We start from the raw sequence: 19,102 nt of genomic DNA, 5'->3' as shown, positions 1-19,102 counted from the left end.
TACAACCGCCTCGTCGACGGCACCGTCCACGACTGGTAAAACGCGCCACGACGCGTAACCCGCGCCAAGACTGGGAACACCCGACACCATAGGCAGGCGCGATTCCCGTTGACCCTGGCGTAAGCCGATGTGAGGATGGCGCCATGAACCAAGTGTCAGCCTTCTACACCGGCCCCGGGCAACTTTTGGCTGCCATTAGTTCTGCCCTGGACGCGGCGGGCGTGGACCGCGCATCGCTGCAGCCGGCCCACCTCGCTGCTGTTGATGAATTCCACATCCGCGGCCGCAGGGCAACTCTGGAAATCATGGAGAAACTCGCCCTCACTCCCGACTCCCATGTGCTTGACCTTGGGAGCGGATTGGGCGGGCCGGCCCGGACGCTCGCCGAGTTGAGCGGGTGCACGGTCACGGGTATCGACCTCACTCCTGAGTTCTGCCAGGTGGCGACGGCGCTCTCGGAATGGACAGGCCTGTCGGACCTGACCAGCTTCCAGGTTGGCGACGCAACAGCCACCGGTCTTCCCGACGACTCTGTGGATGCAGCGATGACCGTGCACGTGGCGATGAACATCCCCGACAAGCGCGCGCTCTATGCGGAAGCCTTCCGGGTCCTCCGGCCGGGCGGCACGTTCGTGGTTTACGACGTGCTGCAGGGTGAAGGCGGCGAGGTGCACTACCCGGTGCCGTGGGCCGCTGACCCGTCAACAAGTTTCCCCGCGACCCTGGATGACATGCGCGGACTCCTGCCGGCAGCGGGTTTCGATGTCGTCTCGGAGGTCGACTCGTCGGACGAAAGCCTTGCCTGGTTCCAGCACATGCGTGCCAAAATCCGGCGGGAGGGGCCACCACCGGTGACTTTCGCGACCTTCCTTGGCGACAGCTTCGCGCAGATGACTGCGAATCAGGTGGCGAACCTCGCCGAGCGACGCATCAGGACCGTCATGTTTGCCTGCTCAAAGCCGTCCTGATCGCCAGAGTCGTCCCCTGCTCCTCCACGGTCCTGACATGCATGCCGGGCAGGGGCATAGCTCCCGCCTACTCCGCTGCACCCCACAGCGCCTTGCGGAGCAGCCGCTTCAATTCCTGCGATTCCCCGTCCGACAGCGCGGCAAGCTGGTCCAGCTCCGCCGCGTCCAGTGCGGCGCGGGCCTTGGTGTGCATCTTCCGCCCCTCGGCAGTGGAGACGATGATCTTGGCGCGCCGGTCCTGCTTTCCCTGCGCGCGCACCACCAGGCCGCGGCGTTCGAGGTCATCCACCAGGGTGACCACCTGGCTGGGGTCCAGGCTGAGGAAGTCCGCCAGTTCCCGCTGAGTCGGCTCCAGCCCGCTGCACGCCAGCGTCAGGACGGAGAAGGAACGCTCCCGCAGGCCGAAGTCCGCCAGTGCCTTGTTGTTCAGCAGCGAGCCGGCCGCGTGCAGCTTGGCGAGCAGCAGGCCCACGTCGCTGCCGATCCTCGCTGCCGCAAGGCGGGGGGTCTGAACTTCGGTGCCCAAGGTGGCCATCACAACTCCGGTGTAAAAAACAATCGTTGACTTTTTCAATGATCCGTAATTTCATTGAATCCAACAAGGATCTCACACCACCGTGGGGCCACCCCAACGGCTTCGGCCGGCGCATGCGAAGGAGCAGGCCATGAGCTTGAACGGCAAGGTTGCAATCGTCACCGGCAGCGGGCAGGGCCTCGGCCTTGCCTACGCAAGGGAACTGGCCCGCCAAGGCGCCGCCGTGGTCATCAATGACGTCAACGCTGACACTGCCGCGCAGGCCGTCGCGCAGATCGAGGCCGACGGCGGCCGGGCCACCGCCGTGGTGGTCCCGGTGGGAACCACGGACGCAGCCAAGGCCCTGGTGGCCGGAGCCGTGGACGCGTTCGGCGGCCTGGACATCCTGGTCACCAACGCCGGGATCCTCCGCGACAAGTCCCTGCTGAAAATGACAGACGAGGACTTCGACCTGGTCATCAACGTCCACCTCAAGGGCACGTTCACCTGCGTCCGCGAGGCCTACGCCTACTTCAAGGAACACAACATCCAGGGCCGCATCATCACCATCGGTTCGCCCACCGGCCAGCGCGGCAACTTCGGCCAGACCAACTACGCCGCCGCCAAGGCCGGCATCGTGGGCATGGTCCGCACCTGGGCACTGGAAATGAAGAAGGCCGGCGTCACGGTCAACAGCGTCATCCCCGTGGCAGCCACCGCCATGACCAAGACCGTGCCCTACTTCCAGAAAGCCGTTGAGGCCGACGAGCGCGGCGAGGCCATGCCCCCCTTCTTCCGCCACGACCTGGGCTTTGGAACGGCCGACGACGTCTCCGGACTCGTCGCCTTCCTCGCCTCGGACGGGGCAGCCAACATCACCGGCCAGGCCATCGGTGCCGGCGGTGACCGGCTGCAGGTCTGGACCCACCCGGAAGCGGCCACCACCGAGTACCGCGAGGGCGGCTGGAGCTACGAGGCGCTGCAGGAAAATGCCGGCCAGCTGTTCACCGCGGAGACGCTCCAGAGCTATGGCGAGGAATTCCTCCCGCTGCCGGAGGACCTGAAGCCGGCACAGCCTGCCGAGGCCCGCTGACCATGGCAGACCGTTATGAACTGGCCATCGACCCGGCAGAGCTCGATGCCATCGACATGCACGTCCACCTGGAGGTGGACAGCTGCGGCCACGGCTCCCTGCCGGAGGCGCTCACCGAGGCCTCGGCCAAGTACTTCAAGGCCGAGGACCGGACTCCGTCCCTGGACCGCATCGCCGAGGTGTACCGCGAACTGAACATGGCAGCCGTCGTCTTCACCGTGGACGCCCGTATCCAGCTCAAGCACGAGCCCAACAGCATCCCCGAACTCATCGCCGGCGCCGCCCGGAACAACGACGTCCTGATCCCGTTCGGCAGTGTGGACCCGCGCACCGGCGAGGACGCCATCGCCGGGGCCAAGCACCAGGCCATCGAACTCGGCGCCCGCGGCTTCAAGTTCCACCCGTCCCTGCAGGGCTTCGACCCGTCCAACGAGCGCTTCTACCCGCTCTGGGAAACCCTCCAGGAACTGGGCCTGCCGGCCATTTTCCACACCGGCCAGAATGGCATGGGCGCGGGCCTGCCGGGTGGCTTTGGCATCAAGCTCGCCTACTCCAACCCGCTCCTCCTGGACGCCGTGGCCGCCGACTTCCCTGGCCTGCAGATCATCATGGCCCACCCGTCCGTCCCCTGGCAGGACGAGGCCAACTCCATCGCCACGCACAAGGCCAACGTCTTCATCGACCTCTCCGGCTGGTCGCCCAAGTACTTCCCGGAATCCCTGGTGAAGGCTTCCAACTCCTACCTCCAGGACAAGGTGCTGTTCGGCACCGACTTCCCGCTGATCACCCCGCAGAAGTGGCTCGGCGCTTTCGCGGACCTCCCGCTGAAGGACGAGGTCCGGCCCAAAATCCTCAAGGACAACGCCGTCCGCCTCCTCGGGCTGGGTGACTGACATGGGAAGCACGACGGCGGAAGCCGGCCTGGGTGCCCGGCTGTACGAAGCGGCGGACTGGTACGACGCCGAGTCCCTCCTCACGCTCGAAGAGCGCCGGGTGCTCGCCCGGCTGCGGTCCTTCCTGGACGCGGAGGCCAAGCCCCTCCTGGCCGAGTACTGGGAACGCGGCGAGTTTCCGGAGCAGCTCGCCCGGCCGCTGATCGACCTGGACCTGATGGAACCGGCCGAACTCGCGTCGGACGGTCCGGCCCGCGGCATTTACAAGGGCTTCCGGATCTTCGAACTTGCCCGCACCGACGTCTCGCTGGCTACCTGGTACACCGCCCAGGCCGGCCTGTTCCGCACCGCCATCCGGGTGGGAGCATCCGAGGAACAGCAGGCAGAGTGGATGCCCCAGGTCATCGACTTCTCGCTCAAGGGCGTGTTCTCACTGACCGAACCTGAGTCCGGGTCGGACATCGCCGGCGGACTCTCCACCACCGCCCGGCGGCAGGCCGACGGCAGTTGGATCCTTGACGGGGCCAAGCGCTGGATCGGAGGTGCCTCCACCGCGGATGTCCTGGCGGTCTTCGCCAGGGACACCGAAGACGGGCAAGTCAAGGCCTTCCTGGTGGACCGCACCGCGGATGGCGTCACCCTGGAGAAAATCCAGGGCAAGACCTCGCTGCGGATGATGCAAAACGCCCACATCACCCTCACCGGTGTCCGCGTCCCCGAGGCCATGCGCCTGCACAACGTGAACTCCTTCAAGGACGTGGCCGCAATGCTCCGGGCCATGCGCTCGGACGTCGCCTGGATCGCCACCGGCATCGCCGCCGGCGCCTTCGAGGCCGCCCTCGGCTACGTCAACGAACGCCGCCAGTTCGGACGGACCCTGGGCTCCTTCCAGCTGGTCCAGGAGAAACTGGCCCGCATGCTCGGCAACGTCACGGCCAGCCTGTCTCTGGTGGTCCGCCTCACGGAACAGCAAGCCAAAGGCATCTACCGGGACCAGGACTCGGCGCTGGCCAAGATGCAGACGTCCCTGTTCATGCGCGACACCGTAGCCCTGGCCCGCGAAGTGGTGGGCGGCAACGGCATCACCCTCGCGGCCGACGTCGCGCGTTTCCACGCCGACGCCGAGGCCGTCTACTCCTACGAAGGCACCCACGAGATCAACGCCCTCATCATCGGCCGCGCCCTCACCGGCGAAAGCGCCTTCACCCGCTAAACCCAGCACCACGACACGTAACCCCACCCAACAAGACCCGGAGGCAACGATGCCCAATCTCGTCGTCGATTTCGACACCCTGCTCACCCTGTCCGGCAAGGACCTCGGCACCACCGACTACCGCCAGATCACCCAGGAACAGATCAACCTGTTCGCCGACGCCACCGATGACCACCAGTGGATCCACACCGATCCCGAGCGCGCCAAGGACGGCCCGTTCGGTGCACCCATCGCACACGGCTTCCTCACCCTCTCCCTGATCATCCCGTTCTGGGGCGAGCTGTTCGACGTCGAGGGCGTCACCACCAAGGTCAACTACGGCCTGGACAAGGTCCGTTTCACCTCCCCGGTGACGGTGGGCTCCAAGGTCCGCATGCAGGCGGCTATCGCGGAGGTGACCGAGGTCAAGGGCGGCGCCCAGATCAAGGTCAACGCCACCATCGGGATCGAAGGCCAGGAACGCCCGGCCGTCGTCGCCGAATTCCTCGCCCGCTTCTATAAGTAAGCCGCTTCCACCAGTAACAGCAGTTCCACGCCACAGGCGGCGCCCCGGCGGCACCGCCTCCCCAGGCAACCCCAAAAAGCCTTACCTTCACACCCCATTCCTCCGTCTTTAGGAACAGCCATGTCCGGACACACCACGCTCGCACCCGCGGGCACGGCCGCCAAGCGCAAGGAAGCGCGCACGGTCATCCTGTCCAGCTATCTGGGCAGCACCATCGAGTTCTACGACTTCCTGCTGTACGCCACGGCCGCAGCAGTAGCCTTTCCCAAGGTTTTCTTTGCCGGAACCGATGAATGGGTGGGCGTCGTCGCCGCCTATGCCACCTTCGCGGCGGGGTACGTGGCCAGGCCGCTGGGTGGGGTGATCTTCGGCCACTTCGGGGACAAGGTGGGCCGCAAGGGGATGCTGATCATCTCCATGGCCATGATGGGCATTGCCTCCACCCTGATCGGCGTGATTCCGGGTGCGGGCGTGATCGGGCCGTGGGGCGCTGTACTCCTGGTGCTGCTGCGCGTCTGCCAGGGCATCGCCGTCGGCGGTGAATGGGGCGGTGCCGCACTCATGGCCTTGGAGCACGCCGACCCCAAACGGCGCGGCTTCGCAGCCTCCTTCGTCAACGCCGGCGCCCCCACCGGGGCCGTGCTGGGCACCGTGGTGATGGGCATCTTCTCGGCCCTGCCGCAGGACGCCTTCCTGGCCTGGGGCTGGCGCGTGCCGTTCCTGCTGTCCTTCGTGCTCCTGATCGTGGGCATGTTCGTCCGCCTGCGGGTTTCCGAAAGCCCCATCTTCGCCGAGGCCGTGGCCAAGGAAGAAGCACAGGGCGCCAAGCGCAAGATCCCGCTGCTGGACGTGCTCCGCCGGCCCAAGGCGCTGATCATGATCATGTTCGCCGGGGCTGCCGGGTTCGGCCTCCAGGTGGTGCTGCCCACCTTCTCCGTCACCTACGCCGTATCCAAGGGCGCACCGCAGCAGGGCGTGCTCTACGCCTTCGCCGGAGCCTCGGCCATCTCCATCGTCTTCGTCCTCCTGGGCGGCCGCCTTTCGGACCGCTTCGGCCGCAGGCCGGTGATGATCGCCGGCTTGACCCTGTTCATCGCCTACCTGTTCCCGATGTTCGGCATGCTCGGCTCCGGCAATGTGGGCCTGGTGTTCGTGGCCTTCACCGTGGCGCTCATCCTGCACTCGTCCCTCTACGGACCCTTGGCGGCCTTCGTCTCCGAACAGTTCGGCACCACCTCCCGGTACACCGGCGCCGCCGTGGGCTACCAGCTGGCCACCCTCATCGGCGCAGGCTTCACCCCGGGCATCATCGCCGGTCTCTACAAGGACTCCGGCCAGGACATCCTCCCGGTGGTGGTCTTCCTGTCCGTCATGGCGCTGGTCTCGATTGTCTTCATCGCCCTGACGCGGGAATCTAAGAACAACGACCTCACCACGGTCCGTTAGGAGAACCATGGACAACAACGGAGTTGGCTCCTGGCTGCAGCGCCGCCGGCACAAATCAGGCGCCAAGACGGCCCTGCTCTCAGCCGCTGGCACCCTGAGCTACGAAGAGCTGGCCGCGCGCACGGACCGCCTGGCCAACGCGCTCCGGGACAGGGGAGTGGTGAAGGGGGACCGGGTGGCGTACCTGGGGGAGAACCACCCGTCCTTCGTGGAGACGTTCTTCGCCTGCGGCCTCCTCGGCGCCATCTTCGTCCCGCTGAACACCCGGCTCGCACCGCCTGAGCTGCAGTTCCAGCTGCAGGATTCTGGAGCCCGGCTCCTGGTCAACGCCGCCGCCCTGGAGGAGTCCGCCTCCCTCGCGGTGGCGGGCACTGACGTGACCCACCGCCTCGTCGTAGCGGCCGACGGCGGGACGGAACCTTCTGCGCCAAAGTCACCGGCCGCCGTCGGGCACTCCGTCACGGTGGAGCACTACGGGGAGGCGCTGCGGGCAGCTGCCCCCGAACACCCCGATGTTCCGGTGGGGCACGACGACGGCGCCATGATCCTCTACACCTCAGGAACCACCGGCAAGCCCAAGGGCGCCCTCCTGACCCACGGGAACATCACCTGGAACTGCATTAACACCGTGGTGGACATGGACATCAACCGCAACGACGTGGCCCTGATGATCTCGCCGCTGTTCCACGTGGCATCGCTGGACATGGGCTTGCTGCCGATGCTCCTGAAGGGTGCCACGGTAGTGCTCGAGGCCAGGTTCGATCCCGCCCGCGTCCTGGACCTGATCCGGGAGCACAAGGTGACCACCCTCAACGGGGTGCCCACCACGTTCCAGATGCTGTGCGAACATCCCGGCTGGGCGTCCGCTGATCTTGGCTCCCTGGACAAGCTGACGTGCGGCGGTTCCGCCATTCCGCGGCGGGTCCTGGACGCGTACGAGGACCGCGGCATCGGCTTCACCAGCTGCTACGGCATGACCGAAACCGCGCCGGGCGTTACCATGCTCCCTGTGGACCGTTCAGGGGAGAAGGCCGGTTCGGCGGGCCTGCCGCATTTCTTCACCGACGTCCGGATTGCCGACCCGATGGGCGGCACGGTGGCCCCGGGCGAGGTGGGGGAAATCCAGATCTCCGGCCCCAACGTGATCAAGGAGTACTGGAACCGCCCGGAAGCCACCGCGGCCAGCTACTCAGACGGGTCCTGGTTCCGTTCCGGCGACATGGGATACCGGGATGAGGAGGGTTTCCTGTTCGTCTCGGACCGGCTCAAGGACATGATCATTTCCGGCGGAGAAAACATCTATCCGGCGGAGGTGGAGGCGGTCATTTCAGAGCACGCTGCCGTGGGCAGCGTGGCCGTCATCGGCGTCCCGGACGACAAATGGGGCGAGGTTCCCCAGGCGATCGTGACCCTCCGCGAGGGCGGATCGCTGACCGCGGAGCAGTTGCGCGGCTTCCTGGAGGGGCGGCTTGCCCGCTACAAGATCCCCAAGTCGCTGGTGGTGGTTGAAGACATGCCCCGGACGGCCAGCGGCAAGATCCGCAAAATGGAGCTCCGCAAGCAGCTTTGACGTCAGTGACATACAGCTGCCCGCCCCGGTTTCCGGGGCGGGCAGCTGCTCTTAAGGCAACGGGCCCGTCAGGCGGCCTTTCCAAGGGCTGCCACCTGGACGGTGACTCCCAGATCGCGGATGTTCTCCTGCATTTCCTGGGGCAGCTGGTCATCGGTCACAACGCCGTCCAGCTTTTCAAGCGGTGCCACGTTGAAACGCGACACCGTGCCGAATTTGGTACTGTCCGCCAGCAGGAAGCACGACGACGAGGCCTCCAGTGCGGCCAGCTTCACCTCCACCTTGTCCATGACCGGCGTAGTGATGCCCCGGGATACGTTCCATGTCCCTGTGCTGAGGAAGCACAGATCGATGTTGATGGACTTCACCACGTCCGCGGCGATCCGTCCGCAGCTTGAGGCGCTGGACGGGTCCACGGCACCGCCGGTGTGGATGGTCTCGATATGGGGATAGGCGAACAGGCTGGTGACCACGTAAAAGTCGTTGGTGACCACCGTGATGCCCTGCCGCCCGGAGAGATAGGGGACCACCGACTGGCAGGTGGTCCCGGCATCGAGGAAAAGCACCATCCCGTCTTCCACAGATCCCGCAGCAAGCTCCGCGATGGCCTGCTTGCGTGGCAGCTCGAGCTGCGCGCGGAACTCGCGCTCCCGCGGGGGTTCCTGGCTTGTCCAGTCGGCGAGGCGAACGCCGCCCTGGACTGATATCACCTGCCCTTGGTCCTCGAGGGCCGTGATGTCCCGCCGGACGGTCATGTGGGACACGTTCATGTAGTCGGTGAGGCTGCGGATACTCAGGACGCCTTCCCGCCGGAGAAGGCGCAGGATCTCCTGGTGGCGCTGCTCGGGGATCAGGGGCCGGGCTGTTGGGCTCACAGACTTCTCTCCTTTGGCTGAAGTAGATCCAGCTTAACAACTTTTCACAGGCTGTTCCCCTTTGTGAATCTTTGGTCTAATCTATTAAACGATGTTAAATAAATTTGAAACCCTAGAGACCATCATCCGCACGGGCGCATTGCTCATCGCGCGGCTTGATTCTGCCGACGAGGCCTACCGCGTGGCCGAAGCCGCCATCGAAGGTGGCATCCGCGCCGTCGAAGTTCCGCTGACCGTTCCCGGTGCCCTGGGCGTCATCGGACGCCTGGCCGATAAGTACGGCGACCAGGGGATCGTGGTTGGAGCGGGGACCGTGCTCGACGCCGAAGCCGCCTATGCCTCCATCTCCGCCGGTGCGCGGTTGCTGGTCAGCCCGCAGCTGAATCCGAAGATGATCGCCACTGCCAACCGCTACCAGGTGGTCACCGCCAGCGGTGCATTCACCCCGACCGAGGTGCTCAACACCCTCGAAGCCGGTGCCGACATCGTCAAGCTGTTCCCGGCTGAGCTCGGCGGCCCTGCCTACGTCAAGACCATCCTGGCTCCTTTGCCCCAGGCGCCCGTGATGCCCTCCGGAGGCGTGAGTCCGGCCAACGTCGAAGCGTGGTTCGCGGCCGGCGTCACCGCCGTCGGGGTTGGCAGCTTTGTCACCAAGGCCGCCCAGGAGGACGGCGATTACGGTCGGGTTGCGCAGGCCGCCCGCACCTTCCTCACAGCAATAGAAGACGCCCGCCGCTAAGCCGGGCACCCCCCCAGGCCGGCACCCGTGCCGGCAGAACACAAAGGAGTGAGCTGCATGAGCCAAGCTTCAGCAGAAATCGGTACCGCCCCCGACCGGCCGGTCAAGAACGTGCGGATCAGGTGGTACCTGATCGCCCTGCTCGTGATCGGCGGCATCATCAACTACATGGACCGCAATAACCTGAGTATTGCGAACACCACCATCGCCAAGGAGTTCGGCCTCAACGCCCTGCAGATGGGACTGCTGCTGTCCGCGTTCTCCTGGCCCTACGCCATCGCGAATCTTCCCGCCGGCTACCTGGTGGACCGGTTTGGCCCCAAGAAAATGTTTGCCTGGGCCGCCGGTCTCTGGTCGGTTGTGTCCATGCTGTCCTCTTTGGCCAACTCCTTCGGGTTCCTCTACGCTGCCCGGGTTGCACTGGGCGTTGCAGAGTCGCCGTTCTTTACGTCCGGACTCAAGGTCGCGGACAAGTGGTTCAACAAGACCGAACGCGCCCTTCCGGTCTCGATCGTTAACACCGGTTCACAGATTGCCAACGCGATCGCCCCGCCGCTGCTGACCTTCCTCATGCTCACCATGAGCTGGCGCGGGATGTTCCTGGTGATCGGCGCCCTGGGCATTGTCATCGCCCTGGTGTGGCTCCGCGTTTACCGTGATCCCACCCTGAAGGAGCAGTTCATCATCAAGGGCGAGGAGTTCGAGGAGCAGCTTCGGCCCAAGGAAAAACAGGCCGGCTGGGGCGAACTCCTGACGAAGAAGAACACCTGGTTCATGGTCATTGGCGCCTTCGGCATCTTCTACACCGTCTGGGTGTACCTCACCTGGCTGCCCAGCTACCTGCAGACCGCGCGCGGATTCAGCCTCAGCCAGATCGGGTGGCTGGCAGGACTGCCGTTCCTTTGCGGCATCCTCGGTGTCCTCGCGGGCGGCATCTTCTCCGGCAAGGCAATAGCCCGCGGCGTGCCCGTGGTCCGCGCCCGCAAGATTCCCATCGTGGGTGGCGCGCTCCTCGCGGCGGCAGCCGTGCTGCCCGTTGCCTATGTGGAAAACACGGCCCTGGCAATCGTCCTGCTGTCCCTTGGCTACTTCGCAGCCCAGGTGCCCATCGGCGTGCTGTGGACCCTGGCCTCGGACATCGCCGAGCCCAACCAGGTGGCATCCCTGGGTGCCATCCAGAACTTCGGCGGATTCCTCGGAGCGGCAGTAGCCCCGATCGTCACCGGTCTTATCCTTGATTCGACCGGCGGCAACTACACCTTGGTGTTCCTGATTGGCGGGCTGCTCCTGATCGTGGGCGCTGTGTCCTACGGCTTCTTCGTCAAGGACCGCCGCACCCCCGCCTCCACCTAGCCCGACCCCTGGTAACCCAGGACCGTCAGTTCAAGGAAGAACAAGCAGTTGACCAGTACCATCCCCAAAGTGTTCTTTGTGATTGGCCCGGCAGGTTCGGGAAAATCAAGCGTCAGCCGGCACCTCGCGGAGCGGTTTGGCGCGGCCCACATCGACAAGGACACCGCAACCATCCGCTTTACGGAGTTGCTGTTGAAGCTCAACGGCTCGGACCCTAATGAGCGGGACAACAACGAGTTCTACCAGACCACCATCATGCCGCTGGAGTACGGGGCCATCCTTGACCTCACCCGCGACAACCTGAGGGCAGGCAACTCCGTGGTTCTCGACGCCCCCTTCGGCAAGTTCTTCTCCGACGACGACTACCTGGCGAAGGTCAAGGTCCGGCACCAGTGGCCGGAGGCCGAACTCATTGTGGTCCACGTCCGGCTCGCCGGGGACGCATTGCGCCAGCGACTGCTTGCCAGAGGCTACCCGCGGGACGAATGGAAGCTCGCCAACTGGGAAACGTTCTGGGCGGGGGCGCAGGGTGACTCCTGCCGGTGGAAGCAGGCGCGTCACTTGGATTTCGATAACAGCGGCGCTGCCGTGGATGTCACCTCCTTTGCTGCGGCGGTGACCGCCGGGGCTGCCTAAGAGCAGTGAAAGAACAGCGCACAATGGCCGAGGTCCGCCGTCGTGCGCTGTTCTTTTCCCCTCCGGCCGAAGAGGAGTCTCCACGTGGGGATTCCGCTGTTGTTACCGTTCACGGTCATCGATTGGCAGAATCCTATAGGCCGGTGCCACCATTATTGGATGCTTGAGGCAACTAAACCCCAGAATTCCCCCGACGGAACAACACCCGTCAACCCCGCGCTCGAGGCGGAAGGCAGGATTGCCCGCATCGCGGTGACGGTATTCCCCATCCTGGTGGTCGCCGCAGGCATCCTCGGCTTCCTGCTCCCCGGAGCCTTCAAGCCCATGGGACCGGGCGTGCCCTACCTGCTGGGCATCATCATGTTCTGCATGGGCCTGACCCTGACCCCGCCCGACTTCGCCGCCGTGGCCAAGCGCCCGTGGGCCGTGGCACTGGGCATCGTTGCCCACTACGTCATCATGCCCGGCGCCGGCTGGCTTATCGCCGGTGCCCTCAACCTCCCGCCGGAACTGGCCGTCGGCGTAATCCTGGTGGGCTGCGCCCCTTCCGGCACGGCCTCGAACGTGATGGCCTTCCTGGCCAAGGGCGACGTTGCCCTGTCCGTGGCGGTCGCCTCCGTCTCCACCCTGATCGCCCCGGTCGTCACCCCGCTGCTGGTCCTGTTCCTTGCCGGTTCGTACCTGCAAATCGATGCCGCCGGAATGGTCCAGGACATCGTCAAGACCGTGCTGCTGCCGGTGGTTGCCGGCCTGCTCGCCCGGCTCTTCCTCAAGAAGCTCGTGGCCAAGGTGCTCCCGGCACTGCCGTGGGCGTCCGCCGTCGTGATTTCCCTGATTGTGGCCATCGTGGTGGCCGGCAGCGCCAGCAAGATCATCGACGCAGGCGCCATCGTGTTCCTCGCCGTGGTGCTGCACAACGGCTTCGGCCTGGGCCTGGGGTACCTTGCCGGCAAACTGGGCCGCCTGGACGACAAGGCCCGCCGCGCCCTCGCGTTTGAAGTGGGCATGCAGAACTCCGGCCTCGCATCGACGCTCGCCATTGCCCACTTCACGCCGCTGGCCGCACTGCCGTCCGCCGTCTTCTCCCTGTGGCACAACATCTCCGGCGCCATCGTGGCTGCGTGGCTGGCGCGCCGTCCGCTGGAGGACAGGGGGGCCTAAGCTCCCGTTTCCAGCCCTCCATTCCGGGTAAAGGTTCCGGTAGGGACAGCGCCGTCGACGCTGCCCGCCGGTTCCTGTAAGGAGTGGACGGATGACTCGGATTGACCGAATAGCTGAACCATGGGGGACACGGACGCCGTATGAGAGCGGCGGCCAGTGGCCGGTCAGGGTGGATACCCACCTGGCCGAGGGGGTGGCCGCGGAGGACGTGGACCGGTGGGTCCAGACGGCGTCACTCCTGCATTCCAACGGTGACGCCATGGACATCGCCGTCAAGGACAACAGGATCGTTGGCGTGCGGGGACGGGCCGTGGACCGCGTCAACCACGGCCGCCTCGGCCCCAAGGACCTCTTCGGCTGGCAGGCGAACGCCTCCCCCGACCGGCTCACCAAGCCCCTCATCCGGGAGGGCGGGAAGCTGGTGGAAACCGACTGGGACACCGCCATGCAGCGCATTGTGGACCGGTCCAGGGCGCTGCTCGCGGAGCAGGGCCCCAGCGCGCTCGGCTTCTACACCACGGGGCAGCTCTTCTCCGAGGAGTACTACACCCTGGGCACGCTGGCGCACGGCGGCATCGGCACCAACCACGTGGACGGCAACACCCGCCTATGCACGGCAACGGCGGGCGAGGCGCTGAAGGAATCGTTCGGGTGCGACGGCCAGCCCGGCTCGTACACGGACGTGGACCACGCTGATGTGATCGCCCTGTACGGGCACAACGTGGCGGAAACCCAAACCGTCCTCTGGACCAGGATGCTGGACCGGCTGGCCGGCCCCAACCCGCCCCAAATCATCTGCGTGGACCCGCGCATGACGCCCGTGGCCAAGGCGGCCACCGTTCACCTCGCTCCGCGGCCAGGCACCAACGTGGCCCTCATGAACGGCATCCTGCACGAGATCATCACCAACGGCTGGGTGGACCAGGAGTACATCCAGGAGCACACGGTGGGGTTCTCCGAGCTGGAAAAAGAGGTCAAGAACTATCCGCCGGCCCTGGTGGCGCAGATCTGCGGCGTCCCTGCGGAGCAAATCCAGGAAGCCGCCAGCATTATCGGCCACGCCGAGCGGCTGCTGTCCACGGTGCTGCAAGGCTTCTACCAGTCCAACCAGGCCACTGCCGCCGCCGTGCAGGTCAACAACGTCAACATCATCCGCGGCATGCTGGGCAAACCCGGCTGCGGCATCCTGCAGATGAACGGCCAGCCCACGGCGGAAAACACCCGCGAGTGTGGGGCCGACGGCGACCTGGCCGCCTTCCGGAACTGGTCCAACGACGAACACATCCAGGACCTGGCGAAGGTCTGGAACATCGACCCCATGTCCATCCCGCACTACTCCCCGCCCACCCACGTGATGCAGATGATGCGCTACGCGGAGGACGGCTCCATCCGGATGCTGTGGGTCAGCGGAACGAATCCCACCGTATCGCTGCCCGAATTGGCACGCATCCGGGGCATCCTCGAACAGGACCGCCTGTTTTTGGTGGTGCAGGACATCTTCCTGTCCGAGACCGCGCAGCTGGCCGACGTCGTCCTTCCCGCCGCGACCTGGGGCGAAAAGACGGGCACCTTCACGAATGTGGACCGCACCGTCCATCTTTCGGAGAAGGCCGTGGACCCGCCCGGCGAAGCCAAGCCGGACCTGGAAATCTTCATCGACTACGCGCACCGGATGGGCCTGCAGGACAAGGACGGGCAGCCGCTGATCAAGTGGCACGATCCCGAGTCCGCCTTCGAAGCCTGGAAGGAATGCACCCGGGGACGCCCTTGCGACTACACCGGGATCACCTACGACAAACTGCGCGGCGGTTCCGGCATCCAGTGGCCGTGCAACGAGGAGAACCCGGACGGCACCGAACGGATCTACGCCGACGGAAAGTTCTGGGCCCACCCGGAGTACTGCGAAACCTACGGCCGCGACCTCATCACCGGCGCGCCCGTGGAGCCCAAGGAGTACAAGGCGCTGAACCCCGAGGGCAGAGCCATCATCAAGGCCGCCGAGTACATGCCCCCGCACGAGCTGCCCAGCCAGGACTTCCCACTTCAGCTCATCACCGGGCGCACGCTCTACCAGTTCCACACGCGCACCAAGACCGGCCGGGCGCCCGAACTGCAGGCAGCCGCGCCTGACGTCTGGGTTGAGTTGTCGGCGGACGACGCCGGGGCGTATGGGATTGCCGAGGGCGACCTGGCGGAGGTGGAGACGCCCCGCGGTTCCGTCCGCGCCAGGGTGCGGATCAGCGGCATCCGGAACGGTGTGCTGTTCCTGCCGTTCCATTATGGTTACTGGGACACGGACGGCGGACACCAGCCGGACGGTGCAGGCAGGGCGGCGAATGAGCTGACCATCACCGATTGGGATGCCGCGTCCAAGCAGCCCATTTTCAAGACGGCTGCGGCCAAAATTACCAGGGTTTCCAGCGGCGATGGGCCGTCCCCGGCGCCTACCACCACAGCATCCGCTCCGGTGGGCGGCTTCCCGGAGGATGCCAGGACCACGGGCATAGCCACCGCCTTGGCCGATGAAGCCACCGGAACGGCAGGAGGGGAACGATGAAATTCGGGCTGGTACTGGAGGAAATGCACCGTTCCGAAAACGACCTGGCGCACCATCTGCTGGTCATCTCCGAGCGGCACAAGGTGGACCACGAGATCTACCACCTGGCCCGGGACCTGGCGCGCTGGTCCCAGCAGCATGTGCGGGAGATCGCGGACATCGCCGGGAACTACGGGCAGGACCTGGATCCGGAACCCCGGGGCGAAACAGGGCTGATGGAAACTGTCAGGGAGAAAGGCAGCGAGATGGTGGGGCGGCGCCCCGAAACCGGCATGCTGCTGCTCCGTGACCTGCGCGAGCTCTACCTGAAGGCCTGCGGAGTCTCTGCCGACTGGGAACTCCTGGCCCAGGCCGCGCAGGGTATGAAGGACAAGAACCTGCTGGCCCTGGCCGAGAGATGCCATCCGCAGACCATCCGCCAGATGAAGTGGGCGAACGGCAAGTTGAAGGAGTCAGCTACCCAGGTCCTGGTCAGTTAGAACCTCCCTGAAGGGTGGGTTGCCCCGGCCGGGGGTGCGGAGTCCAAGAGGTGGAATCCAAACCCCGCCGGCCCGTAACCCCTGCTATCCCTCACATTCCTTGCAGTACTTCTTCCCATCCTTTTCCCGGGCCAACTGGCTGCGGTGGTGGACCAGGAAGCAGGACATGCAGGTAAATTCGTCCGCCTGCACGGGGACCACCTGGATGAGCAGTTCCTCATTCGAGAGGTCTGCGCCGGGCAGCTCAAAGCTGTCCGCGAGGTCCGTTTCGTCCATGTCGGGAGCAGCTTCCCGGCGGCCGGACTTGTCGGACTTCAGCTCTTCCAGGGCGACATTCGGCTCTTCCTCGGGAGTCACCCGCGGAGCGTCGTAGTCAACTGACATGTGGTGTGTTCTCCTGTCCAGCTGCTGGTGCCCGGATTGTTCCGGACAGATCGACAACGCCGGACGCGGACAACAAATTCCCGCGCCGGGCAGAGTTGTTGCCGCGCAGGGCGGCCCCGCCTGGACCAGGTGCCTGACTGTCAGCCTGGACCTATGCGCCGCACGCTTTGGAGGTGCTTGGATTTCCTCCCGACACGGTAGTAGGTAGAATGGTCTACCTACTACCGCGTCAGGGGTTTAGCGTGCCAGCTGGGAACACCAAAGCTTCCGTCCGCCGCCCGGCCCGCGAGCTGCTGCTCGAGGCTGCTGCGCGTCTTTTCTATGCCAACGGCGTTGCTGCCACCGGAATCGACACGATTACAGCCAGCGCGGGGGTGGCCAAGAAGAGCCTCTACAACAACTTCAGCTCCAAGGCCGAGTTGGTGGCGGCTTACCTGGAAGCCAGGCACCAGGAATGGCTGGGGCTTTACCGGAAGCGGCTGGAATCGGCCCGCACTCCCCGGGACCGGGTCCTGGCGGTTTTCGACGCCTACCTCGACCATGCCAATTCCGCGTACGAGCACGGGTTCCGCGGCTGCGGCCTGCTTAACGCCGCCGCCGAACTGCCTGCGGGGGATCCCGGCAGGGCCGCAGTGCGCCGCCACAAGGAAGAGGTGCAGGAGCTCCTTGGCATCCACGTGGCAGAGCGGCTGCAAGGCAAGGACGAGCGCGCCCGCGGTATCGCAGCGCACCTGGCGTTCCTGCTCGAGGGCGCCATGGCCAGGGCGGGCCTGGAAGGGAACGACGCCCCGCTCCAGGAGGCCCGGGTCATCGCAGCTGAAATCCTGGACGCCTTGTGAACCCCGCCCTAACCCACCGGAACGCGCAACTGCGGGGAGCGCTCGCCGTTGTGGCGGCCTCCGTCCTCTGGGGGACCACCGGAACCGCCGCCACCTTCGCCGCCGCCGTGAGCCCCCTGGCCATCGGCGCCGCCGCGATGGGCCTGGGCGGGTTGTTCCAGGCGCTGTACGCTGCGCGGCACATCGCCATCCAGAGGGGCAGCCTGCTCGAACGGTGGCGCCTGGTCTCGCTCGGCGCCATGGCCGTCGCCGTCTACCCGCTGGCCTTCTACAGCTCGATGCATTTCTCCGGCGTGGCCGTGGGAACCGTGGTCTCCATCGGGTCCGCCCCCGTGGCGGCTGCCCTCATCGAACGCTTCGCGGACAGGAAACCCCTGGGCCGCCGGTGGATGCTCGGGGCACTCCTGGGAGTGGGCGGGGCCGCCCTGCTGTCCTTCGCCGGGCACGCCCCGGCCGCCGGGACGCAAACCGGCGGTCTGCCAGCCGATGGCTGGAGTTCGACGGCGGGAATCCTCCTTGGGCTGCTGGCGGGCACCACCTATGCCCTGTATTCCTGGGCTGCTCACCGCCTCAGCGGGCAGGGCCTCTCTTCCAGGGCTGCCATGGGCGCCGTCTTCGGCGTGGGCGGGCTCATCCTCATGCCGGTCCTTGCCCTGACGGGCGGCCCGCTGCTGGAGTCCTGGGGCAATGCCGCCGTGGGCGCGTACATGGCTGCGGTGCCCATGTTCGCCGGGTATCTCCTGTTTGGCTGGGGCCTGGCCCGGGTGGGAGCGAGTACGGCCACGGGCATCTCCCTGCTGGAAACAGTGATAGCTGCCGTTCTGGCCGTGCTTGTGGTGGGCGAGCGGCTCCCCGCACTTGGCTGGCTTGGCGCCGCCGTCGTGCTGGCCAGCCTTTTCATCCTGACGCCCGGACCGCGGCGGCTGCGCACCGTGCCCGGACGAGCCAGGGCGCAACAGCGGTCAGCCGGTAGGCTGCCGTCCCGCGCTCCGGGCCAGCACAGTGGAGCCCAGCAACAGGCAGGCGCCCAGCCCCAGCAGCAAAATTCCTAGTACCACAGCGCCCGGGGCGGGGAGTCCAGCGCCTGCGACGACGAGCACCAGGCCGATCAGCGCCGCAGCCATCCCGGGAAACATGCCTGCGGGGAAGCGGCGCGCCGGATACCCGGACAGCAGCTCCATGGCCAAGTGGGGGTCGTCCGCAATGAGCCCCAGTTCCAGCTCCTTGAGCAGGCGTCGTTCCTCATCGGACATCGGCATGGCGGGCCCCTGTTTTCCCTGGGAGGCGGTGTTAGGTAAAGACCGTAGGAGTGTTCTACCGGTTAGTCAATAGCGCGGCCACCCACCGGCGGTCACTCCACAACGTCGTAGCGCAGCTCATTCCCCAGCACCCGCACACCCTTGGTGGGAGTGTGGGGGACCGCTTTGTCCGGCGGCATCAGGTGTTCAACCGGCAGGTCGGCCAGCAGGAGGCAGTGGTCCGAGATCAGCCTGCGGTGGCAACGCCACCAGAGGGTTTCGCTGCACATGATGGCCGTCCGGACCGCCTGGGATCCGGCAACGAGGTCCGTAACTGCCGCCGTAAAGTCTTCGCTGCGCATGTACGCGGCATAGGCGCGGAACGATTCGTTGCGAAGGGCCGTGTCCGGCGAGTCCGGAGGCAGTTTCCGGAACCCGCCCAGCTGTTTCTCCCAGCGGTAGTCGACACCCGCCTGGGGCAGCCATTCTGCCATCCGGTCCTTGCCGAAATGCGGATGTTTGCGGCTGCCCGGCCCGATCCGCACGTCCACCAGGGATGTCACGCCCGCGCTCTGCAGCAGCGACGTGAAGTCCTCCTGGGAGGCGGTGCCGTGACCGACCGTGAACAGGGTTTGCATC

General features: G+C 66.0%; 20 protein-coding genes. 15 read left to right on the top strand and 5 right to left on the bottom strand.

Features of this window, described 5'->3' with window-relative positions; genetic code table 11:
• Positions 1-143: 143 nt before the first annotated feature.
• Complete coding sequence (locus VXJ37_RS18355; protein WP_331324474.1) at positions 144-968, top strand: class I SAM-dependent methyltransferase; 825 nt, start codon at positions 144-146, stop codon at positions 966-968.
• A gap of 67 nt (positions 969-1,035) precedes the next feature.
• Here VXJ37_RS18355 and VXJ37_RS18350 read toward each other — a convergent pair whose 3' ends face one another.
• Positions 1,036-1,503, bottom strand: coding sequence for a MarR family winged helix-turn-helix transcriptional regulator (locus VXJ37_RS18350; RefSeq protein ID WP_331324473.1), 468 nt, complete (start codon positions 1,501-1,503; stop codon positions 1,036-1,038).
• Between the two features lie 130 nt (positions 1,504-1,633).
• Between VXJ37_RS18350 and VXJ37_RS18345 the strand changes: the two genes are divergently transcribed.
• The 6 genes from VXJ37_RS18345 to menE all read left to right on the top strand — a co-directional run bounded on the left by VXJ37_RS18345 (position 1,634) and on the right by menE (position 8,202).
• Positions 1,634-2,575: an SDR family NAD(P)-dependent oxidoreductase gene (locus VXJ37_RS18345; protein WP_331324472.1), complete on the top strand. Its 942-nt coding sequence runs from the start codon at positions 1,634-1,636 to the stop codon at positions 2,573-2,575.
• A 2-nt stretch (positions 2,576-2,577) separates the two neighbouring features.
• Entirely contained in the window at positions 2,578-3,468 is an 891-nt protein-coding gene (locus VXJ37_RS18340; RefSeq protein ID WP_331324470.1) for an amidohydrolase family protein, read from the top strand.
• Between the two features lies 1 nt (position 3,469).
• Entirely contained in the window at positions 3,470-4,681 is a 1,212-nt protein-coding gene (locus VXJ37_RS18335; protein ID WP_331324469.1) for an acyl-CoA dehydrogenase family protein, read from the top strand.
• Between the two features lie 49 nt (positions 4,682-4,730).
• Entirely contained in the window at positions 4,731-5,186 is a 456-nt protein-coding gene (locus VXJ37_RS18330) for a MaoC family dehydratase (protein ID WP_331324468.1), read from the top strand.
• Between the two features lie 120 nt (positions 5,187-5,306).
• On the top strand, positions 5,307-6,632 hold the full coding sequence (locus tag VXJ37_RS18325) for an MFS transporter (protein WP_331324467.1): 1,326 nt from the start codon (positions 5,307-5,309) through the stop codon (positions 6,630-6,632).
• A gap of 7 nt (positions 6,633-6,639) precedes the next feature.
• Entirely contained in the window at positions 6,640-8,202 is a 1,563-nt protein-coding gene (menE, locus tag VXJ37_RS18320) for an o-succinylbenzoate--CoA ligase (RefSeq protein ID WP_331324466.1), read from the top strand.
• A gap of 68 nt (positions 8,203-8,270) precedes the next feature.
• On the opposite strand, the gene VXJ37_RS18315 is transcribed toward menE, so the two are convergent.
• A complete protein-coding gene (locus tag VXJ37_RS18315; protein WP_331324465.1) occupies positions 8,271-9,077 on the bottom strand; it encodes a DeoR/GlpR family DNA-binding transcription regulator in 807 nt (268 codons plus the stop codon).
• A gap of 91 nt (positions 9,078-9,168) precedes the next feature.
• Here VXJ37_RS18315 and VXJ37_RS18310 point away from each other — a divergent pair, with 91 nt between their 5' ends.
• From VXJ37_RS18310 to VXJ37_RS18285, 6 genes are all read left to right on the top strand, one after another.
• Positions 9,169-9,816, top strand: coding sequence for a bifunctional 4-hydroxy-2-oxoglutarate aldolase/2-dehydro-3-deoxy-phosphogluconate aldolase (locus tag VXJ37_RS18310; RefSeq protein ID WP_331324464.1), 648 nt, complete (start codon positions 9,169-9,171; stop codon positions 9,814-9,816).
• A gap of 57 nt (positions 9,817-9,873) precedes the next feature.
• Positions 9,874-11,169, top strand: a complete 1,296-nt coding sequence (locus tag VXJ37_RS18305; RefSeq protein WP_331324463.1) for an MFS transporter — start codon at positions 9,874-9,876, stop codon at positions 11,167-11,169.
• Between the two features lie 48 nt (positions 11,170-11,217).
• The gene (locus VXJ37_RS18300; protein ID WP_331324462.1) at positions 11,218-11,805 is read left to right on the top strand and encodes an AAA family ATPase; all 588 of its coding nucleotides are present in this window, start codon (positions 11,218-11,220) and stop codon (positions 11,803-11,805) included.
• 159 nt (positions 11,806-11,964) lie between these two features.
• Positions 11,965-12,966, top strand: a complete 1,002-nt coding sequence (locus tag VXJ37_RS18295; protein WP_331324461.1) for a bile acid:sodium symporter family protein — start codon at positions 11,965-11,967, stop codon at positions 12,964-12,966.
• A gap of 91 nt (positions 12,967-13,057) precedes the next feature.
• The gene (locus VXJ37_RS18290; RefSeq protein WP_331324460.1) at positions 13,058-15,523 is read left to right on the top strand and encodes a molybdopterin oxidoreductase family protein; all 2,466 of its coding nucleotides are present in this window, start codon (positions 13,058-13,060) and stop codon (positions 15,521-15,523) included.
• On the top strand, positions 15,520-16,002 hold the full coding sequence (locus VXJ37_RS18285) for a hypothetical protein (protein ID WP_331324459.1): 483 nt from the start codon (positions 15,520-15,522) through the stop codon (positions 16,000-16,002). Before VXJ37_RS18290 ends, VXJ37_RS18285 begins: the two co-directional genes overlap by 4 nt.
• An 84-nt stretch (positions 16,003-16,086) precedes the next feature.
• On the opposite strand, the gene VXJ37_RS18280 is transcribed toward VXJ37_RS18285, so the two are convergent.
• Positions 16,087-16,386 (bottom strand): DUF4193 domain-containing protein, encoded by a 300-nt coding sequence (locus tag VXJ37_RS18280; RefSeq protein ID WP_018772148.1) that lies wholly within the window; start codon positions 16,384-16,386, stop codon positions 16,087-16,089.
• Positions 16,387-16,628: 242 nt separating this feature from the next.
• Here VXJ37_RS18280 and VXJ37_RS18275 point away from each other — a divergent pair, with 242 nt between their 5' ends.
• Together VXJ37_RS18275 and VXJ37_RS18270 are read left to right on the top strand one after the other, a co-directional pair.
• Entirely contained in the window at positions 16,629-17,225 is a 597-nt protein-coding gene (locus VXJ37_RS18275; protein ID WP_331324458.1) for a TetR/AcrR family transcriptional regulator, read from the top strand.
• Positions 17,222-18,277 carry a DMT family transporter gene (locus VXJ37_RS18270; RefSeq protein ID WP_331324457.1) on the top strand — a complete coding sequence of 352 codons (1,056 nt, stop codon included), beginning with the start codon at positions 17,222-17,224 and terminating at the stop codon, positions 18,275-18,277. Before VXJ37_RS18275 ends, VXJ37_RS18270 begins: the two co-directional genes overlap by 4 nt.
• Here the strand turns inward: VXJ37_RS18270 and VXJ37_RS18265 are convergent.
• Positions 18,188-18,484 (bottom strand): DUF3040 domain-containing protein, encoded by a 297-nt coding sequence (locus tag VXJ37_RS18265; RefSeq protein WP_331324456.1) that lies wholly within the window; start codon positions 18,482-18,484, stop codon positions 18,188-18,190. The two genes, VXJ37_RS18270 and VXJ37_RS18265, sit on opposite strands and share 90 nt — an antisense overlap.
• Before the next feature lie 92 nt (positions 18,485-18,576).
• Positions 18,577-19,101, bottom strand: a complete 525-nt coding sequence (locus VXJ37_RS18260; protein WP_331324455.1) for a DUF488 domain-containing protein — start codon at positions 19,099-19,101, stop codon at positions 18,577-18,579.
• Between the last annotated feature and the right edge of the window lies 1 nt (position 19,102).

The sequence above is a fragment of the Pseudarthrobacter phenanthrenivorans genome (genome assembly GCF_036455295.1).
In the GTDB taxonomy this organism is placed as follows: domain Bacteria; phylum Actinomycetota; class Actinomycetes; order Actinomycetales; family Micrococcaceae; genus Arthrobacter; species Arthrobacter phenanthrenivorans_C.
The sequence above is the reverse complement of the archived record's forward strand: the minus strand, read 5'-3'. Positions and strand labels throughout refer to the sequence as shown.

Bases quoted from the DNA above. Each gene is read 5' to 3' on its own strand.
- VXJ37_RS18290 (WP_331324460.1), top strand. From the start codon at position 13,058: ATGACTCGGATTGACCGAATAGCTGAACCATGGGGGACACGGACGCCG.
- VXJ37_RS18325 (WP_331324467.1), top strand. From the start codon at position 5,307: ATGTCCGGACACACCACGCTCGCACCCGCGGGCACGGCCGCCAAGCGC.
- VXJ37_RS18335 (WP_331324469.1), top strand. From the start codon at position 3,470: ATGGGAAGCACGACGGCGGAAGCCGGCCTGGGTGCCCGGCTGTACGAA.
- VXJ37_RS18265 (WP_331324456.1), bottom strand. From the start codon at position 18,484: ATGCCGATGTCCGATGAGGAACGACGCCTGCTCAAGGAGCTGGAACTG.
- VXJ37_RS18345 (WP_331324472.1), top strand. From the start codon at position 1,634: ATGAGCTTGAACGGCAAGGTTGCAATCGTCACCGGCAGCGGGCAGGGC.
- VXJ37_RS18280 (WP_018772148.1), bottom strand. From the start codon at position 16,386: ATGTCAGTTGACTACGACGCTCCGCGGGTGACTCCCGAGGAAGAGCCG.
- VXJ37_RS18340 (WP_331324470.1), top strand. From the start codon at position 2,578: ATGGCAGACCGTTATGAACTGGCCATCGACCCGGCAGAGCTCGATGCC.
- VXJ37_RS18350 (WP_331324473.1), bottom strand. From the start codon at position 1,503: ATGGCCACCTTGGGCACCGAAGTTCAGACCCCCCGCCTTGCGGCAGCG.
- VXJ37_RS18310 (WP_331324464.1), top strand. From the start codon at position 9,169: ATGTTAAATAAATTTGAAACCCTAGAGACCATCATCCGCACGGGCGCA.
- VXJ37_RS18295 (WP_331324461.1), top strand. From the start codon at position 11,965: ATGCTTGAGGCAACTAAACCCCAGAATTCCCCCGACGGAACAACACCC.
- VXJ37_RS18330 (WP_331324468.1), top strand. From the start codon at position 4,731: ATGCCCAATCTCGTCGTCGATTTCGACACCCTGCTCACCCTGTCCGGC.
- VXJ37_RS18260 (WP_331324455.1), bottom strand. From the start codon at position 19,101: ATGCAAACCCTGTTCACGGTCGGTCACGGCACCGCCTCCCAGGAGGAC.
- menE (WP_331324466.1), top strand. From the start codon at position 6,640: ATGGACAACAACGGAGTTGGCTCCTGGCTGCAGCGCCGCCGGCACAAA.
- VXJ37_RS18355 (WP_331324474.1), top strand. From the start codon at position 144: ATGAACCAAGTGTCAGCCTTCTACACCGGCCCCGGGCAACTTTTGGCT.
- VXJ37_RS18305 (WP_331324463.1), top strand. From the start codon at position 9,874: ATGAGCCAAGCTTCAGCAGAAATCGGTACCGCCCCCGACCGGCCGGTC.
- VXJ37_RS18285 (WP_331324459.1), top strand. From the start codon at position 15,520: ATGAAATTCGGGCTGGTACTGGAGGAAATGCACCGTTCCGAAAACGAC.